Genomic DNA, 22,862 nt, shown 5'->3' with positions numbered 1-22,862 from the left:
CACACTTAGACTTTGGTCGAACGTCAACCAAGCTTCGACCAAAGGCTAATACCCCCACTCCCGCGATGGCGCTTTGATATCAGCTCATCGACAAAGGGCGGCGCAGCTCGCCCACACCACGGGGAGGGGAGATGCAGATCAAGCGCAATGTTCAGCACCGCTGGACAAGCAAACGTCTTATCAGCTTGAGCGTGGCAGCCGTGTTGTGCGCGCCGGGCTGGGCCTTTGCCGACGACGCCCGCGAAGCCGCGCTGGAGGCGCGGATCGCCGAGCTCGAGCGATTGGTGAATCAGCTGGTTCAGCAGCAGAAGGCCGAGCCCGCCAGCGCGTCGCCTCAGACGACGCCCGCGAGCAAGCCGATCATGCCGGGCGCCAACCCCGGCACCCAGTTCAGCTACGGCGGCTTTATCAAGCTGGATGCCATGCTGACTGATACTTCGGACGGCGAGATCGCCGATGGCTCGGCCGCACGCACCCTGTACGTGCCCGGAGCGATTCCGGTCGGCGGCGCCGATGAAGGCACCGATCTCGACATGCATGCGCAGTTCTCACGCTTCTGGTTCAGCGCCGACACCACACTCGATTCCGGCGACAAGCTACGCGGATACCTCGAGTTCGATCTGTTCGGTGGTGCACTGGGCAGTGAAGCGGCCACCAATACCTATGGCGTGACCATCCGCCATGCCTATGCCTCCTGGAACAACTGGTTGGCGGGGCAAACCTGGTCGAACTTCCAGGATGTGGCGGCACTGCCGGATGCGGTGGATTTCATCGGCCCGACCGAAGGCACGGTGTTCTCGCGCCAAGCACAGATCCGCTACACCAGCGGGCCCTGGTCGGTGGCGATGGAAAATCCGGAAACCCTGGTCGGCGGTTTCGGCGGCTCGCCGGGCCGCATCGCCAGCGACGACAACACCCTGCCCGACGTAACATTGCGCTACACCGGCAAGCACGCCAACGGGCACTTCAGCCTGGCTGGAATCCTACGCGAGCTGAGCTACGAGAACATTGCCAGCAACATCGACGACAGCCGCTTGGGCTACGGCCTGAGCATTTCCGGCAAGCAGGTGATCAACGCCGACAACGACATTCGCTACATGCTCACCGGCGGACTGGGAATCGGTCGCTACCTCGGTCTGGCCGCCGGCAATGATGCAGTGATCGATGCCGATGGCGATCTCGACAGCGTCGGCATGCTGGCCGGCTTCGCCGCCTGGCGCCATGTGTTCAGCCCCGGCCTGCGCAGCAATCTGTACTACTCGGCCGCTCACTACGACAACGATACCGACCTCAGCGGCATGGGCGTTACCAAGCGCGTGCATTCGCTATCGGGTAACCTGATCTGGACGGTACTGCCGAAACTCGATGTTGGGGTGGAGCTGCGTCTGGCCAATCGTGAGCTGGAGTCGGGGGCGGATGGCGATCTGCGCCGTCTGCAGCTGCACGCCAAATACTCGTTCTGAAGGAGGACACCATGTCACAGCCCAACGGCAAGCTCGCGGAGTACTGGCGCGCCAATCTGCGCTTGATGGCGATCCTGCTCGCCATCTGGTTCATCGTTTCGTTCGGCGCCGGCATTCTGTTCGCCGATGCGCTCGATTCGATCCGCATCTTCGGTTTCAAACTGGGCTTCTTCTTTGCCCAGCAAGGCGCGATCTATGTGTTCGTTGGGCTGATCTTCTTCTACGCCTGGCGGATGAATCAGATCGAACGCCACTATGACGTGCATGAGGAGTAGCCGACCATGAGCGTGCAAACCTGGACGTACATCATCGTCGGCTTGAGCTTCGCGCTGTATATCGGCATCGCGATCTGGTCACGGGTCGGCTCGACCAAGGAGTTCTACGTCGCCGGTGGCGGCGTGCATCCGATTGCCAATGGCATGGCCACGGCGGCCGACTGGATGAGCGCCGCCTCGTTCATCTCCATGGCCGGGCTGATTTCCTTTATGGGCTATGACGGCGCGGTCTACCTGCTCGGTTGGACCGGTGGTTATGTGCTGCTGGCCCTGCTGCTGGCGCCTTACCTGCGCAAGTTCGGCAAGTTCACCGTGCCCGACTTTGTCGGCGATCGCTATTACAGCGACACCGCGCGATTGGTGGCGGTGATCTGCGCACTGTTTGTCTCATTCACCTATGTCGCCGGCCAGATGCGCGGTGTCGGCATCGTGTTCAGTCGCTTCCTCGAGGTGGATATCACCACCGGGGTCATCTTTGGCATGGCCATCGTCTTTCTCTACGCTGTGCTCGGTGGCATGAAGGGCATCACCTACACCCAGGTGGCGCAGTATTGCGTACTGATCTTCGCCTATATGGTGCCGGCGATCTTTATCAGCCTGATGCTGACCGGCAATCCAGTGCCGCAGCTTGGCTTTGGCTCGACCCTGGCCGATGGCAGCGGCACCTATCTGCTCGACAAGCTGGACGGACTTAACGAGGCGCTTGGTTTTGCCGCCTATACCGATGGCAGCAAGGGCATGGCCGATGTGTTCTGCATCACCCTGGCCCTGATGGTGGGCACCGCCGGCCTGCCGCATGTGATCGTGCGCTTCTTCACCGTGCCCAAGGTGCGCGATGCGCGACGCTCGGCCGGCTGGGCCTTGCTGTTCATTGCCATCCTCTACACCACGGCGCCGGCGGTGGCCTCATTCGCCCGGCTCAATATGATCGACACCATCAATGGGCCGGATGGTCAGGGCACTGCCTACTCCGAAGCCCCGTCCTGGATTCCCAACTGGGAAAAGACCGGTCTGATCGCCTGGCAAGACAAGAACGGCGACGGCAAGATGTTCTACGCCAAGGATGAGCGCAACGAGATGACCATCGACCGCGACATCATGGTGCTGGCCAATCCGGAAATCGCCCAGCTGCCGGCCTGGGTGATCGCCCTGATCGCTGCCGGCGGTCTGGCCGCCGCCCTGTCCACCGCCGCCGGCCTGTTGTTGGTGATCTCCTCGGCCATTTCGCATGATCTCTTGAAGAAAGTGATCAAACCGGATATCAGCGAGAAACAGGAGCTTTGGGCAGCCCGCATAGCCGCTGGTTTCGCCGTCTGTATCGCTGGCCTGCTGGGCATCTATCCGCCGGGCTTTGTCGCACAGGTGGTGGCCTTTGCTTTCGGACTTGCCGCCGCCAGTTTCTTCCCGGCCATCCTGCTGGGCATCTTCGACAAGCGCACCAATGCCGCCGGTGCCATCGTCGGCATGATCGCCGGATTGGGCTTCACTACGGCCTACATCGTCTACTTCAAGTTCATGGCAGCGCCTGAGGCGAATGTGCCAGCCAACTGGTTGTTTGGCATCTCCCCCGAAGGCATCGGCGTCATCGGCATGCTGATCAATTTTGCCCTGGCCATCGCGATCTCCCGTGTGACCGCGGCACCGCCCCTGCATGTGCAGGAGCTGGTCGATTCGATTCGCGTGCCGCGTGGGGCCGGTGCGGCGTCGCATATTGCACAGCATTGAGTTCAACCACCTCCCACCCCCCTCCGGCGGAGGGGGAGGCCGGGAGGGCGTATGCCGCTACCGAGGCTAAACTAGCCTTTCGATAGCCTGGGTCAGCGCGCAATGAATCCACTGCTGAGCTACCACGAGCCACCGCTGTCCTTGCTCACCGAAGCACAGCGCAGCGCCTTCGACCGCGCCTGTGACATCGTGCTGTTTCAACGCGGCGAGCGTCCGCTGCAGCAAAGCCAGCCCTCGGCCGCGGTGTACTTCATCATCAAGGGGCATGCACAGGCGCTGCGTCAGGAGGTCGGTGCTGAGCAGCGCCTGGCCGACTACGGGCCGGGTGATGTGATCGGCGCCTTTGCGGTGATTCAGGGTGCGGCGCGCTTCACCTACGAGGTGATCGAAGATCTGCTGTGTCACGCGGTGGACGCGGCCGCGTTCAGCGCCGCGATGCAGCAGAACTCGGGTTTTTCAGCCTGGTTTCACCACGGACTGTCGGCCAAGAATGCCCACTGGCAGGCGGCCTCGGAGCTGGACGACGCGCTGCTGACTCGGGTGGCCGACGCGCGCTTGGCGCCAGCGGTGTGGGTGCAGCCGGAAATCAGTCTGCGCGAGGCCCGGCAAGCGATGAAGAGCAAGCGGGTGAGCTGCGTGCTGGTAGAGCGTGGCGCAGGGCAGGCGCCCGGCATCGTCACCCGTACCGATCTGCTCGATGCCCTGGCTCTGGAAGGCGCAGGGCCGGAGCAAGCGGTGCAGCCCTGGGTGCTTAGCCCGCTGCTCTGTGTCGATACGCGCGAGATGTTGTTCCAGTCGCTGGTGCTGATGACCGAGCAGCAGGTGGAACGTGTGGTAGTGCGGGATGGCGAGCAGATTCTCGGCACCCTGGGCATGGGCGAGGTGCTGAGCCACTTTTCCAGTCACTCGCATCTGATTGACCTCGAGCTGGAGCGTGCTGAATCAGTTGAAGCGGTACAGGCGGCGTCGCGCCGGGTGCCGGAACTGGTGCGTCTGCTGTTCTCCCGCGGTGCCCGCAGCGCCTACTTGATGGACCTGGTGTCGGCCTTGAATACGCGACTGTTCCGGCGCCTGTACGAGTTGCTGCTGGACAACAGTCTGCGCGATCAGGTCTGCATCCTGGTGCTGGGCAGCGAAGGTCGCCGCGAGCAGATCCTGCGTACTGATCAGGACAATGCGCTGATCTATCGCGACCACAGCGAACAGGCGTTCAGCCTTGAGCGGGGCAACGCATTCTGCCAGGCCTTTCACCAGGCTCTGCTCGGCTGCGGGTTCCCGCCCTGTCCTGGCAAGGTGATGCTGAACCAACCGCACTGGCAAGGCAGTCAGTCGGACTGGCATCAACGCATCGCTAAGCTAAGTCAGAGCCGCGATCCACAGCAGCTGCTGGACTTCGCCATCCTGCTCGATGCCCGCGCCATTGCCGGCGAGGCCACTTTGTTCGAGCAGCTGCGACCGGCAATGCTGCAGGCGGCACGCAATGACCTGCTACTGCGCCAGTTTGCCGCTGCAGCGCTGGAATTCCACACGCCGCTCGGCCTGTTCGGCCGGCTGAAATCGCGCGACGACCGCATTGATCTGAAGAAGGGCGCGCTGTTTCCGCTGGTACATGGCCTGCGTGCCTTGGCCCTGGCCGCCGGGATCGCCGCACGCAACAGCCTCGACCGGCTTCAGGCACTGGTCGAGGCCGGCGCGCTGCGCGCGACCCTGGGCCAGGACATCGAGCACGCCCTGGCGGTGTTTCAGCGTCAACGCCTGGCGGCGCAGCTGGAAGCGCTAGCGGCTGGCAGAACGGTCGACAATCAGCTGGCACTGAGTCGCCTCGACCGCCTCGATCGCGAACTGCTGCGCGATGCCCTGGGCGTGGTGGAATCATTCAAGCTGGTGCTGAAGCAGCGCTTCCGGCTATAGCAAGGAGGATGGCGAAGGGTGATCTGGCCGGGCCAACGCTGGTGGGAATCGCGTAGCCATCGCCACGGGCCCTACGCCGCCTGTTTCCAGCCCTATCGCGGCCCGGAGTGGGTGGCTTTCGACCTCGAAACCACCGGTCTCGATCCGGGTCGCGATCACATCCTCAGCATGGCCATGGTGCCCGGTGCCGGCGCGCTGCTGCGACTGCGCGAGCGCCTGACACTCACCGTGCAAAGCGATAGCAAACATATCGGCGCGGCAATCGAGCATCACGGCATTCGTCCAGCGGATCTGGCGCAGGGCCTGCCGATCCGCCAGGCCCTGGATGAGATGTTGCGTTTCGTCGGCAATCGACCGCTGGTCGGCTATTGTCCGGGTTTCGACCGCGCCATGCTGGATCGACCGCTGCGCGCCTGCTTTGGCTTTGGTCTGCCCAATCGGCTGATCGACGTGCGCCACGCCTATCAACGCTGGCGCACCCAGCACGCACCCGGGCAACCGGCAGTGGCCAATCTCGACGCCATTGCCACTGCCCTGGGCATTCCCCTGTTTGAACGCCACGATGCGCTGGGCGATGCGGTGACTGCCGGTCTGATCCATATCCGTCTGCGACGCTAAGCCGTATAGCCGCCCCCTAGCGAGGGCCAATCGACTATCCTTGAGCCCGCGGCAAACCGCCGCGACGCATGATTTCGCGCAGGAACCGCCATGAAAATGATCACCGCCATCATCAAGCCGTTCAAGCTCGATGACGTCCGGGAGGCCTTGGCCGAAGTCGGCGTCAATGGCATCACCGCCACCGAAGTGAAGGGCTTCGGTCGCCAGAAGGGCCATACCGAGCTGTACCGCGGCGCCGAATATGTGGTCGACTTCCTGCCCAAGATCAAGCTGGAAATCGCCGTCACCGACGATCAGGTGGAACGCGTGGTGGAGGCCATCCTCAATGCCGCCAATACCGGCAAGATCGGCGATGGCAAGATCTTCGTCAGCTCGCTCGATCAGGTGATCCGGATTCGTACCGGCGAAATGGACGGCGACGCCGTTTGAGCGACGCGCGGCAGCAGGCGTTCATCTTGGCAGACAGTCACTAAGGCGCGATTAATGCTCGTCCGCCTAGCGTGATCCACAGACGTCGCGTCGATCGACGCTCAAGCGCGCGCCGACTGCGCTGCGCGGCACATTCGAACAGGAGATGCTCATGTTGGTGCGTTACTTGAGTCTAGCCTTGCTGGCCCTGCTGATCGTAGCCAGCCCCGCCCGTGCCTACACACCGGAAAACGGCGTGTGGTGGAATCCGAACGAGCCGGGCACCGGCATGCTGATCGAGATTCAGGACAACTTCCTGTTCGCAGCCGTGTACAGCTATGACGCCGCCGGCTTTGCCACCTGGTATACCACTGCCGGTTTCCTCACCGGCAATGCACGCTATGACGGTCAGCTCGACGCCTTCCGCGGCGGTCCCTGCCTATCCTGCAGCTGGCGCCCCAACACCGCCTTTCTCGGCAACGGCGGCCCGATCCGGATTGATTTCAATAGTTCGGATCCAACCAAGGCGATGCTGAGCTGGGGCGGGCGCACCTTTCCGATCGAGCGCTTTCAGTTCTATCTCAAGCGCCCTGAAGATGGCGCACGGCCGCTGACCCTGACCAAGATGCTGGGCGAATGGAGCCTGCTGCTGGATTTCTCCGACGACCCCGACCTGTTTCCCTTCTACGGTGAGCTGCTGATCTTCGAGGATATCGATCTCAGCGAAGCACCTGGTTATGTGGAGGGCTGCCGCGCTGGCAACAGCATCGATGGCTTCTGCCGCAACGTCGATCTGCGCGATCACGATGCCACCGGCTATTACGACACGCCCAGTCGCGAGCACGTCTTCGTGGTCAATGACTCGGCCAACACCTTCGTGGTGTACATCGTGCGCGTCGGTACCAATGATATGGAAGGCGAGTTCTCGGTCTATTTCAAGGGCGATGAGCCGAGCGTGTTCTTTCCGCTGCGCGGCTTCCGCAGCGCCAGTCGCAGCTTTGTAGAAGAGGGCGTGGGGCCGTCCAAGGCCGATCCGTCCGCCGCTCGCAGCGGCAAGGGCATCGGCGAGCGGATCGACATGCAGGCGCTGTCGAAACAGTTGCCGAGCACACGTCAATCGACCATCCCGGCGGCGCGTTTCAACGAGATTCGGCGCCAGCTCGAAGCCAAGCTCAGCCGATAACTGCGCAACGCCTGACCCGATCGACGTCGCTGGCGTCGATCGGATCACCGACCGGGCATAATCGGGCTCGACCTCATCAAGCCGGCGCGTCGACCCCGACCGCGGCGGAAATTTCATGATTCGTACCACTGCCCTCGACGCGCCTGCCTATCGCAGACTCTGGTGGCGCCGACTCGGGCGTGCGCTGGGCTGGAGCCTGCTCAGCGGCGGCTGGCTGTGGTGGCGCTCCCTGCGCCTGGTGCTGGACGTGGCCCGGCGCGCACCGAGCTACGTCGAGGCCAGCCATTGGCTGATTCCTGGGTTTCGCCTCGATCGTGACGAGGTGCCGCGCGTTCTGGCCTTGCGGCTGTGGCGCTGTCTGCGTCTGTGGCGGCCCGATCAGGCCTGGTGCCTGTCGGGCCGCGCCATCGACCCCCATACCCGCAGTGAAGCACTGGCCGGATCGGTCTTCCTGCGCGATCACGGCCTTCCAGCCAGCGCGCGCATCGTGCTGGAGCAGCAGGCCCGCGACAGCTCCGAGAACCTGCAGCGCCTGCCCGCTGGCTGGCAGAGTACCGGCCCGATGGGTCTGGTCAGCAATCGCTGGCATCTGGCGCGCTGCGCCTGGCTGGCCGCCGAGCTGGGCGTAGCGGTGAAAATCTGCGCCGCCGAGCGCCGCTGGCGACCCGGCTTGGCTGACTGGCTGATGGCGGGGCGTGAGGCGCTGGCCTTGCTGTCCTGGGCCGGGCCCGCCGTGCATCGATTGCGGGCGCATGATCTACTGCGACCGATACCGTTCAAATCGGCCAACGCGGCCGCCTCCACCACCAGGAAACTGCTGTCACCATGAGTCAGACCGACCATCACAGCGCCGTGCGCATCTTCCTCACCGACCTGCAGGACCGCATCTGCGCAGCGCTGGAAGGTGCCGACGGTGCCGCCCGTTTCGCCGAGGATGCCTGGACCCGCGCTGAAGGTGGCGGTGGGCGGACCCGGGTGTTAAAGCAGGGCGCCGTGTTCGAACAGGCCGGCATCGGCTTTTCCGAAGTTTCCGGCGCCAGCCTGCCGGCCAGCGCCAGTGCTCATCGACCGGAGCTGGCCGGCGCTGGCTGGCGTGCCCTGGGGGTCAGTCTGGTACTGCATCCCCACAATCCCTACCTGCCGACCACGCATATGAATGTACGCTACTTCCAGGCACTGCGCGAAGGCGAGGAAGTGGCCTGGTGGTTTGGCGGCGGTTTTGACCTCACCCCGTACTACCCGTTCGACGAGGACGTGCGGCACTGGCATAGCGTGGCCCGCGATCTCTGCCAGCCCTACGGCGCCGAGGTGTACGCCGCGCACAAGGCGGCCTGTGACCGCTATTTCTTCCTCAAGCATCGCAACGAAACCCGTGGTGTAGGCGGGCTGTTCTACGATGATCTGAACAGCTGGGGCTTTGAACCTTGCTTTGCCTATACCCAGGCAGTGGGCAATGGCTTTCTCGACGCCTATCTGCCGCTGATCGAACGGCGGCGCGATACGCCCTATGGCGAACGTGAGCGACAGTTCCAACTCTATCGCCGCGGTCGCTACGTCGAGTTCAATCTGGTCTGGGATCGCGGCACCCTGTTCGGACTGCAAAGCGGCGGGCGCACCGAGTCGATCCTGATGAGCCTGCCGCCGCAGGTCCGCTTCGAGTACGCCTACCAGCCCAAAGCGGGAAGTGCCGAGGCACGATTGTCCGAGTATCTGGTCGCCCGAGACTGGCTGTAGCACCGCCACTGAACTTTCACTTCACGCGACGGTCACATCGATGCTGTCGCTGCAGAGATGGCGCATAACAACATCCTTCGCTCGCACTTCGTGGCGGGCGAGTAGCGCCAATCTTTAGGAGTGAAGACGATGAAACCCTGTGTCTATGGCCGATTGCTCGGCCTGACGGTGACGGCCTGCCTGGGCGGACCGGCGATGGCCAAACTTCCGCCTGGGATCAGTGGGCCCTGGTACAACCCGGCACAAAGCGGCCATGGCTTGAGTGTCGACCTGGTGGCGCCGGATCGTGCTGTGGTGCTGTGGCACACCTACGACAACCAGGGCGGGCCAATGACCCTGTATATCGAGGGCTCGGTCAACGGTCGTCGCATCGAAGGCACCGCCTATGCGCCGCGCGGCATGCGCTTCGGCAGTTTTTCGGCGGCAGACCTGCAACTGCCGGTATGGGGCCAGGTGACTCTGGAGTTTCCCTCCTGCAACAGCGCCCAGCTGAGCTGGGATGCCGCCAGCAACGAGTTCGATGACGGTTCGATGACGTTAGCCAAACTTGCCTTTCTCGACGGCGTGGAGTGTCGTCTGCCGCCCGAGAACGCGCTGCCGGTCACTCTGGCAAGTGGTACCTCGGACACTCAAGGTGGCCATCGTCCGAGCTTCAGCCTGCATGGTCTGATCGACCAGGAAGGCCGCCTGTGGGCGATCGAACGCGGCTTGCCGATCCCCGGGCCCACCTGGGTAGGCGCCTATACGCCGGAGATTGCCGTCATCGAGCCAGTCTCCACCTCGGAAGCGCAGGCCGTTCAAGTCAGCGGCGCGGTGTTCGATGCAATGTGGGCGACCAATCTCTACTCCGTTCGTGATCGTTACCAGGGCGAGTGGCGGCGCGATTCGGACGGCGTCTTCCAGCTCATTGCGCCACCCACGCAGTCCTTTGGTCGCTGGAACTACAATCGTTTCCGCGCCACGCCACCGACAGGGTATTCGCTGGTAGCGCCAGTGGCTCTGGCCGACTTGGCGGAAGGCTTCGAGGTAATCACCCGCGGTCAGTTCTTCCCCTTCCTGGGTGCGCTCAGCGTGACGGCGGATGGCAGGGTCTGCGTGCGCATTTCCGGCGCGACCTCGAACGGCTGCGATTTTGCCGGCAAGATTTCCGCCGGCGAGGGTGAGCTGGGCCTGCTCGACGTCGAATTGACCAACCAGAACGACCCTCTGCTTTCGCCCTACCGCGGCCGCGGCTGGTTGATGGAGGGACCGCAAGGCCGCGAGCTGATCCTGGTCGGTCACAACGGTGTCACCGGGCTGGGCCTGATCGGCACGGCGCTGTAGCAGCAAGTCGAGACGGGCCCTGCTAGGCTCAGGGTCCGTTCTTGCGATTCTCGTGCATGGATTCAGTCAGCCAGATCGTCCTGGGTGCCGCCGTCGCTGCAGCGGTGATGCCCAAGCTGCCCACTCGCGCCATGGCCTACGGTGCCGTGCTCGGCACCTTGCCGGATCTCGATGTGTTGCTGCTCCGACACCTCGATCCGCTGCGCCAGTTCACCGAACACCGCAGCTTCAGCCACTCCTTGCCAGTGCTGTTCCTGCTGGCGCCAATGCTGGCCTTTCTTAGCTATCAGTTCGATCGGGGCCTTGGCTTGATTTCGCGCTGGCGCTGGTTTCTGCTGGTATGGCTGGTGCTGCTCACCCATCCATTGCTCGACGCCTTCACCGTGTACGGCACTCAGCTGTGGTGGCCGCTGGCCTCACCTCCGGTGATGTGGGCCTCGGTGTTCATCATCGATCCGCTGTACACCCTGCCCTTGCTGCTGGCCTGCCTGTGGATCTGGCGCGGTCGGGCGCAGCCGCTGCGGGTACGCCGCGCCGCCCTGTTCGGTCTCAGCCTGTCCAGTGCCTATCTTGGCTGGAGCCTGTTGGCGCAACAGCTAGCCCTGGATCAGGCCCGCGCAGCACTGCTTGCCGAGGGCCGAACGGAAGCACGCTTGCTGGTGTCGCCGGCGCCGTTCACCACCCTGCTGTGGCGCGCCGTGGCCGTCGATGCCGATGCCGACGGCGAGGCCTATGTCTCGCTGCGCCCGGGCGCCGCGGCGCCGCGCTGGCGCTGGACCCCGGCCGAGGCGCGCGCCAAGGGCGCGGCGATGATCCTGCCGGCGGGGCAGAAGCTGCACTGGTTCACCCATGGATTCATGCGGGTGATCCAGGCCGAACACCAGCTGCAGATCGCCGACCTGAGGATGGGCGCCGACGGCGATTACTTCTTTGTCTTCGCCATAGCCGAGCCGGCCACGCCCGGCTGGCAGCCGATTGAACCGTTGGCGATGGCGCGCCCCAAGCCACGCTTGGAGCGACTGGCGGAGATCTTTGCGCACTTCTAGCAAGAATGCCCCGCAGACCCTCCCGGCACAAAGGCTTGGATGGATGGCGCATCGCCTGCACAACTTCGCAGACCGCGGTGCCATTACGCAATACCAGCCATACCAGTCACGCCGCGACATCAGCAGCGTCAATCGCCATACTGCGCGCTGAATTCGTCGGCGGCTGCGGGCTTTGTGACCCAGTCGACCAAGTACCGCAACCGTTTGTGCTGACTTCATTCCTGCGAATGGTGTCAGCGACCGGGTAGGAGAGCTGACCATGGCGGAGACGCCTATCGAAAGCCGGCTACATATCCCCAGCCGCACCACGCCGACCTGGGAAGTCGAACTGCTGATCTCCGGGGCGGTGGTGTTTGCCCTGCTGCAGGCCATGGCGCCGCTGGAGCAGGCCTTCATCAAGGGTATCGCGATCGCTGCCGTGCCCTGGGACGGCTTTGTGCTGTTTGGCTACGTCTACGGCAAGCTGGTGCTTTCCATCCTGGTCGGCACGTTCATCCTGCATATCGCCGCCCGCGCTGCCTGGGTCGCCTTGGTCGGCGCGGCGTCGGTATTTCCCGCCGGTCCGCAGTGGCAGAACCTCAGTGGCGGTCCGATTGCGCGGCGACTGACCGAAAGCCTGTGCGGCGATCTGGATGCCGCTGTCGAACGCGCCGACAATCGGGCCGCCCTGGTATTTGCCTACGGCATTCTCGCCGCGCAGTTCTCCATTGCCATCTTCCTGCTGTCGATGCTGGTGATCGGGGTATCGGTGATCTTCCATCCGTTTGGCTGGGCCCAGCCGGCCATCTTCATCACCCTGGGGCTGTTGATTGGTCCGATGCTGCTTGCCGCCCTACTCGACAAGCTGTTCGGCAAGCGCCTGACCGAGGGTGGCTGGGGTGAACGCGCCCTACGTTTCACTCTGCGCAGCTCGCAGTTGTGGACCCTGGGCCGGCTGACCGTTCCCTTGATGCCGCTGATCATCACCAATGTCGGTGGTAAGCGTGGCAACTGGGTGATGGTGGGGGTGATCTACCTGGCCATGGCCGTCACCTTCGTCGATATCACAATCGGTCTCAACGGTGCTGCCTGGATTCGCGGCGAGTCCTTGCCCGAACCGAGCCGACGCGATGGCACCAGCTCTTCGCACTATGCCAGCGAACGCTCGGAAATTTCGCGCTATGCCAGCACGCCCTACCTGCCGGATCGGCTGGTTGAGGGCCCGTACCTGCGCCTGATGCTGCCCTATGTGGCCGAGCAGCACGATCCCGAGTTGGCCGAGCATTGCGCACCCGCCAGAGATGCAGGCAGCGCCGACGATTCGGCGACCACCAAGCCTCAGCGCTGGGCCGCGCAGCGCTTGCAGGCCGAACGCACCCTCAACTGCTTTGTCGAGCGCTTTGCCATTCGGCTCAATGACCGACCGTTGAAGGGGCTGCAAGGCCAGCGGGCGCGCGACCCCTTCAGCGATCAGGACGGCGTGTTGGTGATGATCGACGTGCGTGATCTGCCGCCGGGCATGCATCAACTCGAACTACGTCGCTCAGCGCGGCAGGACAGCGGCCTGGTGATGGGCCGCGATCGGGAAGAGGATCGCGACCTGATCAAGTTCTGGCGTTAGCCGATTGCGCAGCAGCCGTTGCCGCGCAGCGGCCGTTCGATCCAACATCGGCTTTCACTACCGCCCCGAGTGACCTGAGAAGCGCCAGGATGGAGGTCTCAGCAGCCTGTTAGCCTGGATATTTCGTGAGGAGGCGCGGATGATCTCCGAGGACTTTGTGCCGGGTGTGCCTGAGCTGGCGGTGTCTTTCAGCGCGACCTGATGAAATATCCGGGTTAGGATGCCCTGCTCGGGAACAACCAGGGGTAAGACTATGAAGTTCGTAAAGGGCCTGCTGATTCTGCTGGTGCTGGTGGCCGCGGTGGTGTTGGGTGGTGGCCTGTTGTTGAATGACGAAGTGCATGTGCAGCGCTCGATCAGCATCGAGCGTCCGCCCGCTGAGGTGTATGCCGTGGTCTCCAGCATGGCGCGTTTCAATGAGTGGTCGCCGTGGCGGGACTACGACCCCACAGCGAAACAGGAGGTTAGCGGCCCGGCAACCGGCGTCGGCGGCAAGCTGACCTGGTCGGGTGAGAAGGGCGCCGGCAGCATGGAGATTGTCAAGGTAGTGGAGAACGCCCAGGTCACCACCCAGCTGGATTTTGGCCCGGATGGCAAAGCCACCTCCGACTGGCTGCTCAGCGCCGAGGGCGATGGCACCCGGATCACCTGGAGTTTCGACAGCAAGTTCGAAGGCAATCTGCTTGGTCGCTGGTTCGGCTTGATGATGGATTCGATGATCGGCCCTGAGTACGAGCGCGGCCTGAAGGATCTGAAGACCCTGGTCGAATCCACGCCCGCGGCCGTGCCGCAGCCACCGGCCACCGTCTCCGGCCCGGCTGACGATCTGGGATCGACACCCGACCAAGCCGAGGCTGCGGAGCAGCCAGAAGCTGGTGAAGGCGAGTCGCAGGGTGAAGGCGGCGACTCAGACGCCTGACAACGACAAGGCGCAGGGCGTTGCTGCAGGATGTTCAAGCGTCAAGATGCCGAATCAATCAAACGAAGACAGCGCCACGGTTGACGCGGCGCTGTCTTGGCTCATGCTGAGTTCGCTGGTTAAGTTCGGATCGGCGACTACGGCAGCACCACCGTATCGAGCACATGGATCACCCCATTGCTGGCCTCGATGTCGGTGGCAGTGACCGTGGCATTGTTCACTCTGACCCCGTTTGCGCTGTCGATACTCAGGGCCTTGCCGTTCACCGTCTTGGCCTGATCAAGCTTGACGACTTGCTCGGCCTTCACCTCGCCGGCCACTACATGGTACGTGAGGATGGCGACCAGTTGATCCTTGTTTTCTGGCTTCAGCAAGCTCTCCAGGGTTCCTTGCGGCAGCTTGGCAAAGGCCTCGTTGGTGGGCGCGAACACGGTAAACGGTCCTTCTGAGGACAGCGTGTCGACCAGTCCGGCCGCTTTTACCGCGCTGACCAAGGTGGAAAAATCCGGATTGCCAGCGGCGATGTCGACAATGGTCTGTTCCTTGGCCTGGGCAGCACTGGCGAACACGGCAGCGGCAGCGAGTGCAATCAGCTTACGAGTCATGGTGAAGCTCCTGGTTGGGTTCGAAGAGGTGCCAGTTACTCGGCAGACCCAGTCTCCCCCGACCAGCGTCAATCTCCCGTCCAGTTCCGGTGAACTCGACCTTCAATGATGTCGTGCCGCCTCTACCTATGTTGGCAGACAGTCAACAACGAGCGAAGGGCGAGCGAAATTTCACCGCTCCTTAACGTTTCGCTTCATCCATTGACTGGGTTGCTGTCGGTGTTCATGGCCTCCGCTGCTGCCTGTTCGACTTCTTGTTGCAGCGCCTGCGACGTGGCCTGGCGCAACCGGCGCGCATCGATCAGTCGCTGCGGCACCATTCCGCCGTAGCGTTGCGCATTGCGCGTATCGGCGTTGCCGCTGAAGTCACGCGGCACAAAGCCGATCACTTGCGCCTTCTGATTGAAGGCAAGATCAAACGGACCGGCCACCAGAAGGGCCTGCGAAGGCGTGTCGGTACTGCCCAGCACCGAACCCCAGCCGACCTGCAGGGTTTCGCCAAAGTCGCTGGAAACCCGCGCCGGGCTGAGATAGAAATTGCCCGGTTCAGCGCTGGCCTGGCGCTCGAGATCGATATACGGCATGCGCGGCCCGGCATCCTGCAAACGCAGCCAGGCCAGCCCAAGCTCCGGGTCTCGGGCGATCAGCACGGCATCGTAGTCCTGACCGGCAACGCGCGCCCGAAATGCCTGACTCTGAACACGGAAATTCATCGCCGCCGACATGCCGGACATCTGCCTCAGTTGGGTCTGCGGCGAGACCAGGGCGTCGGGCACCAGCAACAGACCGCGCGGCCCGATCAGTGCTGCACTCACTTCGCCGTCGAGTCGCTCGACATTGCCGTTGCGATCGACCTCGAAAACGAAGGAGAAGCGGACGATGGCCTCGCCGACCCGCTGCTGCAGGCGCTTCACTGCGCTCGGCGAGAACGGCGGCTCGGTCGCTTGCGCCGGGCTGCCGAACCCAACCAGCAGCAAGGCGACCAGCAGGGCAGGGTAGCTCAGACACTTCAGGCAGTAACTCATGGTTTCACTCCATCCAACTGCGATCAAGCAGTAGCAGGCGACGTGCGGCCTGTCGCTGGACAGCAAAGCGCAGGCTGGCGCTGTCGGCGCTGAGCGCCGCGGCCCAGGCTCGATGGAAGGAGCGCAGGTCGACGATGTCCTGATCGTTCACCGCATGCAACACATCACCCGCGCGAAGATGGGCCAGGGCGGCAAGGCCACCGGGCTCGACCCGCTCGATCAGTACACCCTTGGCGGCGCTGGGCAGACGCCGTTCGGCCACGTCGCGCACGCTGATCTCGCGCACAGTAACGCCGAGTCGATCGACTTCGGCACCGGGCAGAGCGTCGGCTTCCGCTGGACCGACCTGCAAGCTCAAGGCGGCCCTGATCTGCTCAGCGCCGGGTCGCCAGGCGACCACCTGCATCTGCTCACCCAACAGCCCGTCACGGATGCGGCTATGGAACACCCGATCATCGTCTTCATGCAGCGGCAACAACGGCCTGTCGTCCAGGCTCTGCAACAGGTCGCCCTGCTCGAAGCCTGCCACCTGCAGTGGGCCACCGGGATACAGGTAGCTGATGCGATAGCCCGGTCCCGGCAGCCCCAGCACCTCGGCGGTGCTGCGGGTGATGGCCTGTACTTCGGCACCGGCCCAGGGCTTGCGCAGGGCGCGGTTCGGCGGCCGTGCACGGTCGGGATCAGCCGGACTCAACACCACCAGTAGTTCGCTCGCCCGGCGCTCGATCTGCAACTTGAGTTTGTCGACCGCTGGTTCCTGCCATTCGTTTGGCGCGGGAACGACCTGTTCATGGATGCGGCGCAGCACATCGCCGACCAGCAAGGCCGGCTTGGCCAAGGCCGCTGCCGCACCGGGCCTGACGCCGGTGACCAGCCAGCCCGGCGTCTCCGCCAGGCCCCGCCGTCGCGCCATGGTCGGGGTCAGTGCGCGCACGGTGATGCCGAGTCGGGTCAGCTCGTATTCCTCAGGCAAGGTCGCCGGTAGCGCCTCACCGGCGAAGCGCAGGCGCATCTCGGTCTGATCACGCAACACCGTGAACTCGGCGACCTTCTCGCTGGGCCATTCGGCCAGACGTCGCTGCACCGCCGGCACTTCGACCGGACGCCGCGCCTGCACCGCCTCAGCGTTGATCGACAGCAGTTGGTCGCCCGGCCGCAGCCCGGCCTGATCGGCCGCCGACCCCAGGTCGACCGCGGTCACCAACACACCTCGTTTCGCCCCACTGCCCTTCAATGAGCGAACGCGGAAGCCGAAGTCGGTACGTAGCACAGTGCCGTGCGCAATCAGCGAGCGCATCACCCGCAAAGCCTCGTCGGAGGGAATGGCAAAGGCCATGTCACCACCGAAGAACGAACCGCGGGTGTTGACGCCGATGAAGCGACCCTGGGCATCGACCAGGGGGCCGCCGGAGTTGCCCGGCGAGATGGGAGCATCGTGCTGGATCCAGGCATAGAAGCGACCGGTCGGCTGATCGAAATTGAAGCCCTCCTCATAGTCGGCTTCGTCCTGGAACAAGGACACCAGCAATCGCGCTGGATTGTTGACCGTGCCGGAACTGACCGAATTGGCCAGCCCCCAGGGCGCCCCCATGGCAATGACCGGATCGCCGATTTCCAGCCTCGGCGCTGGCTCAAAACGGGCAAAGCCGAACTCGGTGCCCGGTGAGCGGATCTTCAGCACCGCTAGATCGCTGATTGGGTCCTCGCCGATGCGATCGGCAGGAAACTCGCGGCCATCGGCCAGAACCACGCGAAAACTGCGGCCGTTGTCGGTGACGTGCGAGTTGGTCAGTACATGGCCCTCGGCGCTGACCAGGGTGCCACTGCCCGAGGAAAGGCTGAGCACCCCACTGCCCTGGCGAAAGTGTTCGGCCACCACCAGGATCGCCACCACCTTGCTGGCCGCCTGCTTGCGCAATTCCAGGGCAGTGGCACTGACCGCGGCGGAAGCAATGGAACTGAAACAGGCCGCGGCGAGCAGCACGGCGATCAGTGGGGGCCGGACAACAGAAAGGAAACTCACTCAGCACTCCTTAACATGTTCATACGTTGCAACGAGCAAGGTGTTGGGCGCCGAAATCAGCCGCCCTCACCGAGCAGGGCGTTCAGTCTTGCCTGCCACTGCGGCGATTCCAGGGTGCGCAGTAACGACCGGTTAAGGGCCTCACGGCGCGCCGCATGACCGGGCGCCAGGGCCAGTGCGTATTGCTGGCGATCAAGCCGTTGCGGCAGCACGTGCAGGCCCTGGCCGACGCGCTGATGACGGATCTGAAAGCGCAGCGCGGCGGCATCACCTACCACCGCATCGACCTCACCGGTTGCCAGAAGTTGCAAGGCAGCGGCGCTGCCGTCGACCGTTAGGCGCCGGATGCCCTGCTCCTGCAGCCATTGATCGGCGGTGCTGGCGTTCACCGTGGCCACCCGCACCTGCGGTAAATCGTCTATGCCTTGCACCCGCGATTCCAGTGCGCCGACGGTCAGGCTGGCGGTGATGCCCGCCGTGAATACCGCGACCAGGATGATGGCGGTAAACATCCAGACCAACGCCAGCAGCCGCCCGCCCAGCGTGGCGGGCGCCTTGTCGCCATAGCCGACCGTCGACATGGTGACCGCGGCCCACCAGAAGCCGCTGCCGATGCCCTGGGCCGGTGTGCCGCCAAACTGGCCGGCGTTGCCGCGCCGCTCCAGCAGCCAGGCGAACACGCCGACCACGCCCAGCATGGCGACCAGGCCGAACACCCAGAGCAGGAATCCGCCCTGCCAAAGTCGCCGCGCAAGACCGCCCAGGCTTAGACCCGGTTCGGCCTTCACCGCGATGCCCAGGCCATCGCTCAGGAACGGGTGGCTGAAGTCGACGCGCTGTTCGCGGGCCTCGGTGATGCTCAATCCACCAACCGCCAGATCGATCTCTCCGCGCTCCAACTGATCGAACAGATCGGACAATGGCAACGGCCGGTAGCGATAGCGCCAACCGTTCTCCGCTGCAATCTCCTCCCATAGTTCCAGCGCCAGCCCGCTGTACTGCGGCGGCGCGTCGACAGCCGACGATAGCTCATCGGCCTGCATTACAAACGGCGCCGTCAGCCGCAGGCCTACCTCCAGCACAACCTGGTCAGGCACTTCGTCAGCGCCCGCGGCGGCAGCGCCGCCGAGCAATAGACAGGCGTGCCACAGCCAGCGCTTCATCGGCCACCCAGCTGGCGGTAGCGGTAGCAGCTCTGCAGATGGTCATTGACCATGCCAACGGCCTGCATGAAGGCATAGCAGATGGTGCTGCCGACGAACTTGAAACCGGCCTTCTGCAGCCGCTTGCTCAGCGCGTCGGAACGCTCGGTTCGCGCCGGTACGTCGGCCATTCGCTGCCATTGGTTGATCTGCGGCTCGTCGTCGACCGTCGCCCATAACCACTCGTTCAAGCACTGACCCTGATCAGCCAGACGCAGTACGGCCTGGGCATTGCTGCGCACTGACCACACCTTGAGCCGATTGCGCACGATCGACGGGTCGCTCAGTCGCTGCTCGAGGTCGGCGTCGCTCAAGGCCGCCAGCTCAGGCAGCCGATAGTGCAGAAATGCCCGCCGGTAGCCCTCGCGCTTCTGCAGCACCGTGCGCCAGCTAAGCCCGGCCTGGGCGCCTTCAAGGGTCAGGAGTTCGAACAGTACGGTGGGATCGTGCTGCGGCACGCCCCATTCCTGATCGTGATAGTCGCGCTCCAGCGTGCTGCCCATGCACCAGGGGCAACGCTCAGCTGCACTCATGCGCGGTCACCGCCGATCTGCGCCAACCAGTCACCCAGGTTGTAGTAGTTGGTGACGCGCGAAATCTGCCCCTCGCGCAGCTCGAAGAAGGCACCGCCGGCCAGGCGATAGCGCTGTCCCGAGGCAGGCGGAAGTCCCTCGTCGGTGTGCAGGTATTCGCCACTCACCACATATTCGGCCGCTGCGCGACGACCATTGTTGGTCACCATCACCACCACGTCGCCAATCTGCTCGCGATAGCAGCGATCCATCCGCTGCAAGAACGTGGCAAACGCCTCGCGGCCGATTTCCTGTCGGCCCTGGTTGACGTCATGCACGACATCCTCGCAGAGCATGCTCAGCAGGGCGGGATGGTTGCGCTGGTTAAACGCCGCATAGTAGGCCAACACCCGCTCTGTGGCGCGGTCGGCCGAGCGCACTCCGTCAATCAACATGGTGCATCCGTGGTGGGGTTTGAGACCCGATCATACCGGCTGCATCGGCCACTGCGGCATCAGCATGGGCTGCTCACCGTAGGCTCAAGGCCTGCATGGTAAGGTGCGCCCTGATTGAGTATCCGGATTTCTCCCCATGTCCGTTGTGCGCCTGGCCGACTATCGCCGCCCTTCCTGGCGGATTCATGAAATTGATCTGTGCCTGGATCTCGAAGCCAGCCAGACACGGGTTCGCTGCCGTATGCAACTCGAAGCGGCTGAGCCGGATGCCAGCGATCATGCTGCCCTGTGCCTGCAAGGGGAGGAGCTGCAAACCGAATCGATCAGGGTCGACGACCGTCTGCTTGCCGCCGGCGAATACAGCATTGTCGGCAATCGCTTGCATATCGAGCGCCTGCCTGCGCGCTGCGTAGTGGAAACCGTGGTGTTGATCTGCCCGCAGCGCAACACCCGACTGGAAGGCCTGTACGCCAGCGGTCCGATGCTGCTGACACAATGCGAGGCCGAGGGCTTCCGCCGCATCACCTGGGCCCTCGACCGGCCCGACGTGCTGTCCCGCTATCGAGTGGAACTGCGTGCTGAGAAGTCGCGCTATCCGGTGCTGCTGAGCAACGGCAATCGTGAAGCGGCTGGCGATCTGAAAGACGGCCGGCACTTCGTACGCTGGTTCGATCCACACCCAAAACCCGGCTATCTGTTTGCCATCGTCGCCGGCGATATCGGTTGCGTGGAAACCCGCTTCGTGACCATCGAGGGTCGCCAGGTCGACGTGCGGGTGTGGACCGAACACGCCGATGTGGCGCGTTGCCAATATGCGCTGGAGGCCACCCTGCGCGCCATGCGCTGGGACGAAGAGCGCTTCGGCCGTGCCTATGATCTGGACGAGTTCAACATCGTTGCGGTGCAGTACTTCACCATGGGCGCGATGGAGAACAAGGGCCTGAATATCTTCAATGCCCGCTACATCCTGGCCGATGCCGACTCTGCCACCGATGCCGACTACGAGGCGATCGAGGCGGTGATCGGGCACGAGTATTTTCACAACTGGAGCGGCAACCGGGTCACCCTGCGCGACTGGTTTCAGCTGTCCTTGAAGGAAGGCCTGACGGTGTTTCGCGATCAGGAGTTCACCGCCGACCTGCGCTCGCGAGGCGTCAAGCGGATTGGCGATGTGCGGCTGCTGCGCGCCCGTCAGTTCGTCGAGGATAGCGGTCCGCTGGCGCATCCGGTTCGCCCGATCGAGTACAGCGAGATCAATAACTTCTATACCGCGACGGTGTACGAGAAAGGCGCCGAAGTCATACGCATGCTGCATACCCTACTTGGCGAGACCGACTTCCGACGCGGCCTGGATCGCTACTTTGCAGCGCACGATGGCCAGGCCGCCACGGTGGAAGATTTTCTGGCGGCCATGAGCGCGGCGTCTGGGCGCAATCTGGAGCAGTTCAAGCGCTGGTACGAACAGGCCGGCACACCGGAGATTCAGGTCAGCGAGCAGTTCGATCCCGATCGTCATGAGTACGTGCTGACCCTGCATCAGCATCTGCCGCCAACCCCGGGCGGTGGCATCAAGCAACCGTTGCACCTGCCGCTGCGCTTTGCCTTCTACAACGAGGCCGGACAGCGCATCGACAACGGTGTCTCCAGTGATGCCGAACTGCAAGGCGATCTGATTGAACTGCGCGAGCCCACCCATCGCTTGCAGGTCAGCGGTCTGGGCGAGGCACCGCTTCCGACCTTTCTGCATTCCCTGTCAGCACCGGTGCGTCTGAAGTTCAGCTACCGAGCGGAACAGCTGGCTAAGGTGGTGCGATTCGAAAGCGATCCGCTGCTGCGCTGGGATGCGATTCAACGCCTGGCCTTTGGTTGCATCGCCGAGGGCAAGGCCGACTACCGTCAGGCCCTGCTCGATGCCTGCGGCGAACTGTTGGCCAGCGCCGACGCCGATCACGCCTTTGTCGCCGAGTGCCTGTCCCTGCCTGACATCACTACCCTGGCCGATCAGTGTGCAGAGATCGACCTGGATGGCCTGATCAAGGAGCGCGAGGACCTGCTCGATGAACTGGCCGAGGTGCATGCCGATGCCTTGGATACGCGTTACCGCGCGCTGGCCACGCAACAGCCCGATTCGCTCAGCCCCGAGGCCGCCGCGGCGCGGCGACTGAAGAATGTGCTGCTGCACTGGCTGACCCGACTCGACCCGACAGCGCGGCTGGCCGAACGACAGTCTACTGAAGCGCCGACCATGACCGATCGGATCGCCGCACTGGCCGCCCTGGTGCATTTCGATGCGCCCGGCAAGGCCCAGGCCCTGGATCGCTTCGCCGCACGCTGGCACAACGATCTACTGGTCACCGACAAATGGATCGGCCTGGTCGCCACCCGGCCGCAGCCAGAAGCGCTGGACGATATCGCCGCCTTGCTGCGCGACCCGCAGCGCTGGCTGCCGAATAACCCGAACCGGGTACGCGCCGTACTCGGCACCCTAGGCCGCAGCAACCCGGTCGCCTTCCACCGTCGTGACGGCGCCGGCTATCGTCTCTACCTTGAACAGGTCGTTCAACTGGACGCCATCAACCCGCAAGTCAGCGCCCGACTGCTGACCGCGCTGGAAAGCTGGCGCCGTCTGGACGCCGAGCGACAGGGTCTGATCAAGAGCGCCCTGACCGACCTGCAAAGCAAGGCGCAATCCGCCGATCTCAAGGATGTGGTCGGCCGGCTTCTGGCGTAAGGCGGGCCTGGCCCGCCATCTGACACCTCCACACCACTGCAAGCCGCCGCCTTGGCGGCAATCCCATCGTCGTCATCGAACAGTCGTGGTCGAAAAGAGCCACA

General features: G+C 63.8%; 20 protein-coding genes. 14 read left to right on the top strand and 6 right to left on the bottom strand.

Going from position 1 to position 22,862, the window contains the following annotated elements:
• Positions 1-131: 131 nt before the first annotated feature.
• The 13 genes from IFO71_RS14105 (at position 132) to IFO71_RS14045 (ending at position 14,205) form a co-directional block, all read left to right on the top strand.
• Positions 132-1,463: a DcaP family trimeric outer membrane transporter gene (locus tag IFO71_RS14105; protein ID WP_225444648.1), complete on the top strand. Its 1,332-nt coding sequence runs from the start codon at positions 132-134 to the stop codon at positions 1,461-1,463.
• An 11-nt stretch (positions 1,464-1,474) separates the two neighbouring features.
• On the top strand, positions 1,475-1,738 hold the full coding sequence (locus IFO71_RS14100; protein ID WP_192030288.1) for a DUF4212 domain-containing protein: 264 nt from the start codon (positions 1,475-1,477) through the stop codon (positions 1,736-1,738).
• A gap of 6 nt (positions 1,739-1,744) precedes the next feature.
• Positions 1,745-3,463, top strand: a complete 1,719-nt coding sequence (locus IFO71_RS14095) for a sodium:solute symporter family protein (protein WP_192030287.1) — start codon at positions 1,745-1,747, stop codon at positions 3,461-3,463.
• A gap of 102 nt (positions 3,464-3,565) precedes the next feature.
• A complete protein-coding gene (locus IFO71_RS14090; RefSeq protein ID WP_192030286.1) occupies positions 3,566-5,374 on the top strand; it encodes a putative nucleotidyltransferase substrate binding domain-containing protein in 1,809 nt (602 codons plus the stop codon).
• An 18-nt stretch (positions 5,375-5,392) separates the two neighbouring features.
• Positions 5,393-5,992, top strand: coding sequence for an exonuclease domain-containing protein (locus IFO71_RS14085; RefSeq protein ID WP_192030285.1), 600 nt, complete (start codon positions 5,393-5,395; stop codon positions 5,990-5,992).
• A gap of 90 nt (positions 5,993-6,082) precedes the next feature.
• The gene (locus IFO71_RS14080) at positions 6,083-6,421 is read left to right on the top strand and encodes a P-II family nitrogen regulator (RefSeq protein WP_192030284.1); all 339 of its coding nucleotides are present in this window, start codon (positions 6,083-6,085) and stop codon (positions 6,419-6,421) included.
• A gap of 151 nt (positions 6,422-6,572) precedes the next feature.
• On the top strand, positions 6,573-7,583 hold the full coding sequence (locus tag IFO71_RS14075; RefSeq protein ID WP_192030283.1) for a hypothetical protein: 1,011 nt from the start codon (positions 6,573-6,575) through the stop codon (positions 7,581-7,583).
• Between the two features lie 115 nt (positions 7,584-7,698).
• Complete coding sequence (locus tag IFO71_RS14070) at positions 7,699-8,412, top strand: YdcF family protein (protein ID WP_192030282.1); 714 nt, start codon at positions 7,699-7,701, stop codon at positions 8,410-8,412.
• A complete protein-coding gene (gene hemF / locus IFO71_RS14065; protein ID WP_192030281.1) occupies positions 8,409-9,317 on the top strand; it encodes an oxygen-dependent coproporphyrinogen oxidase in 909 nt (302 codons plus the stop codon). The genes IFO71_RS14070 and hemF overlap by 4 nt, the downstream gene beginning before the upstream one ends.
• Positions 9,318-9,446: 129 nt before the next feature.
• Complete coding sequence (locus IFO71_RS14060) at positions 9,447-10,640, top strand: hypothetical protein (protein ID WP_192030280.1); 1,194 nt, start codon at positions 9,447-9,449, stop codon at positions 10,638-10,640.
• 56 nt (positions 10,641-10,696) lie between these two features.
• Positions 10,697-11,686, top strand: coding sequence for a metal-dependent hydrolase (locus tag IFO71_RS14055; protein ID WP_192030279.1), 990 nt, complete (start codon positions 10,697-10,699; stop codon positions 11,684-11,686).
• Positions 11,687-11,945: 259 nt separating this feature from the next.
• Positions 11,946-13,286, top strand: coding sequence for a hypothetical protein (locus tag IFO71_RS14050; protein ID WP_192030278.1), 1,341 nt, complete (start codon positions 11,946-11,948; stop codon positions 13,284-13,286).
• Positions 13,287-13,539: 253 nt separating this feature from the next.
• Positions 13,540-14,205: an SRPBCC family protein gene (locus IFO71_RS14045; RefSeq protein ID WP_192030277.1), complete on the top strand. Its 666-nt coding sequence runs from the start codon at positions 13,540-13,542 to the stop codon at positions 14,203-14,205.
• 137 nt (positions 14,206-14,342) lie between these two features.
• On the opposite strand, the gene IFO71_RS14040 is transcribed toward IFO71_RS14045, so the two are convergent.
• The 6 genes from IFO71_RS14040 to IFO71_RS14015 all read right to left on the bottom strand — a co-directional run bounded on the left by IFO71_RS14040 (position 14,343) and on the right by IFO71_RS14015 (position 20,027).
• Positions 14,343-14,810, bottom strand: a complete 468-nt coding sequence (locus IFO71_RS14040) for a fasciclin domain-containing protein (protein ID WP_192030276.1) — start codon at positions 14,808-14,810, stop codon at positions 14,343-14,345.
• A gap of 194 nt (positions 14,811-15,004) precedes the next feature.
• The gene (locus tag IFO71_RS14035; protein WP_192030275.1) at positions 15,005-15,835 is read right to left on the bottom strand and encodes a hypothetical protein; all 831 of its coding nucleotides are present in this window, start codon (positions 15,833-15,835) and stop codon (positions 15,005-15,007) included.
• Between the two features lie 4 nt (positions 15,836-15,839).
• A complete protein-coding gene (locus IFO71_RS14030; protein ID WP_192030274.1) occupies positions 15,840-17,858 on the bottom strand; it encodes a trypsin-like peptidase domain-containing protein in 2,019 nt (672 codons plus the stop codon).
• A 56-nt stretch (positions 17,859-17,914) separates the two neighbouring features.
• A complete protein-coding gene (locus IFO71_RS14025; protein WP_192030273.1) occupies positions 17,915-19,021 on the bottom strand; it encodes a transporter substrate-binding domain-containing protein in 1,107 nt (368 codons plus the stop codon).
• Positions 19,018-19,593, bottom strand: coding sequence for a DNA-3-methyladenine glycosylase I (locus IFO71_RS14020; protein ID WP_192030272.1), 576 nt, complete (start codon positions 19,591-19,593; stop codon positions 19,018-19,020). The genes IFO71_RS14025 and IFO71_RS14020 overlap by 4 nt, the downstream gene beginning before the upstream one ends.
• Positions 19,590-20,027, bottom strand: coding sequence for a ketosteroid isomerase-related protein (locus IFO71_RS14015; RefSeq protein WP_192030271.1), 438 nt, complete (start codon positions 20,025-20,027; stop codon positions 19,590-19,592). The genes IFO71_RS14020 and IFO71_RS14015 overlap by 4 nt, the downstream gene beginning before the upstream one ends.
• 136 nt (positions 20,028-20,163) lie before the next feature.
• Between IFO71_RS14015 and pepN the strand changes: the two genes are divergently transcribed.
• Positions 20,164-22,758, top strand: a complete 2,595-nt coding sequence (gene pepN / locus IFO71_RS14010; protein ID WP_192030270.1) for an aminopeptidase N — start codon at positions 20,164-20,166, stop codon at positions 22,756-22,758.
• Positions 22,759-22,862: the final 104 nt, after the last annotated feature.

It is taken from the genome of Pseudomarimonas arenosa, from assembly GCF_014841215.1.
Classification (GTDB): Bacteria; Pseudomonadota; Gammaproteobacteria; order Xanthomonadales; family Xanthomonadaceae; genus Pseudomarimonas; species Pseudomarimonas arenosa.
The sequence above is the reverse complement of the archived record's forward strand: the minus strand, read 5'-3'. Positions and strand labels throughout refer to the sequence as shown.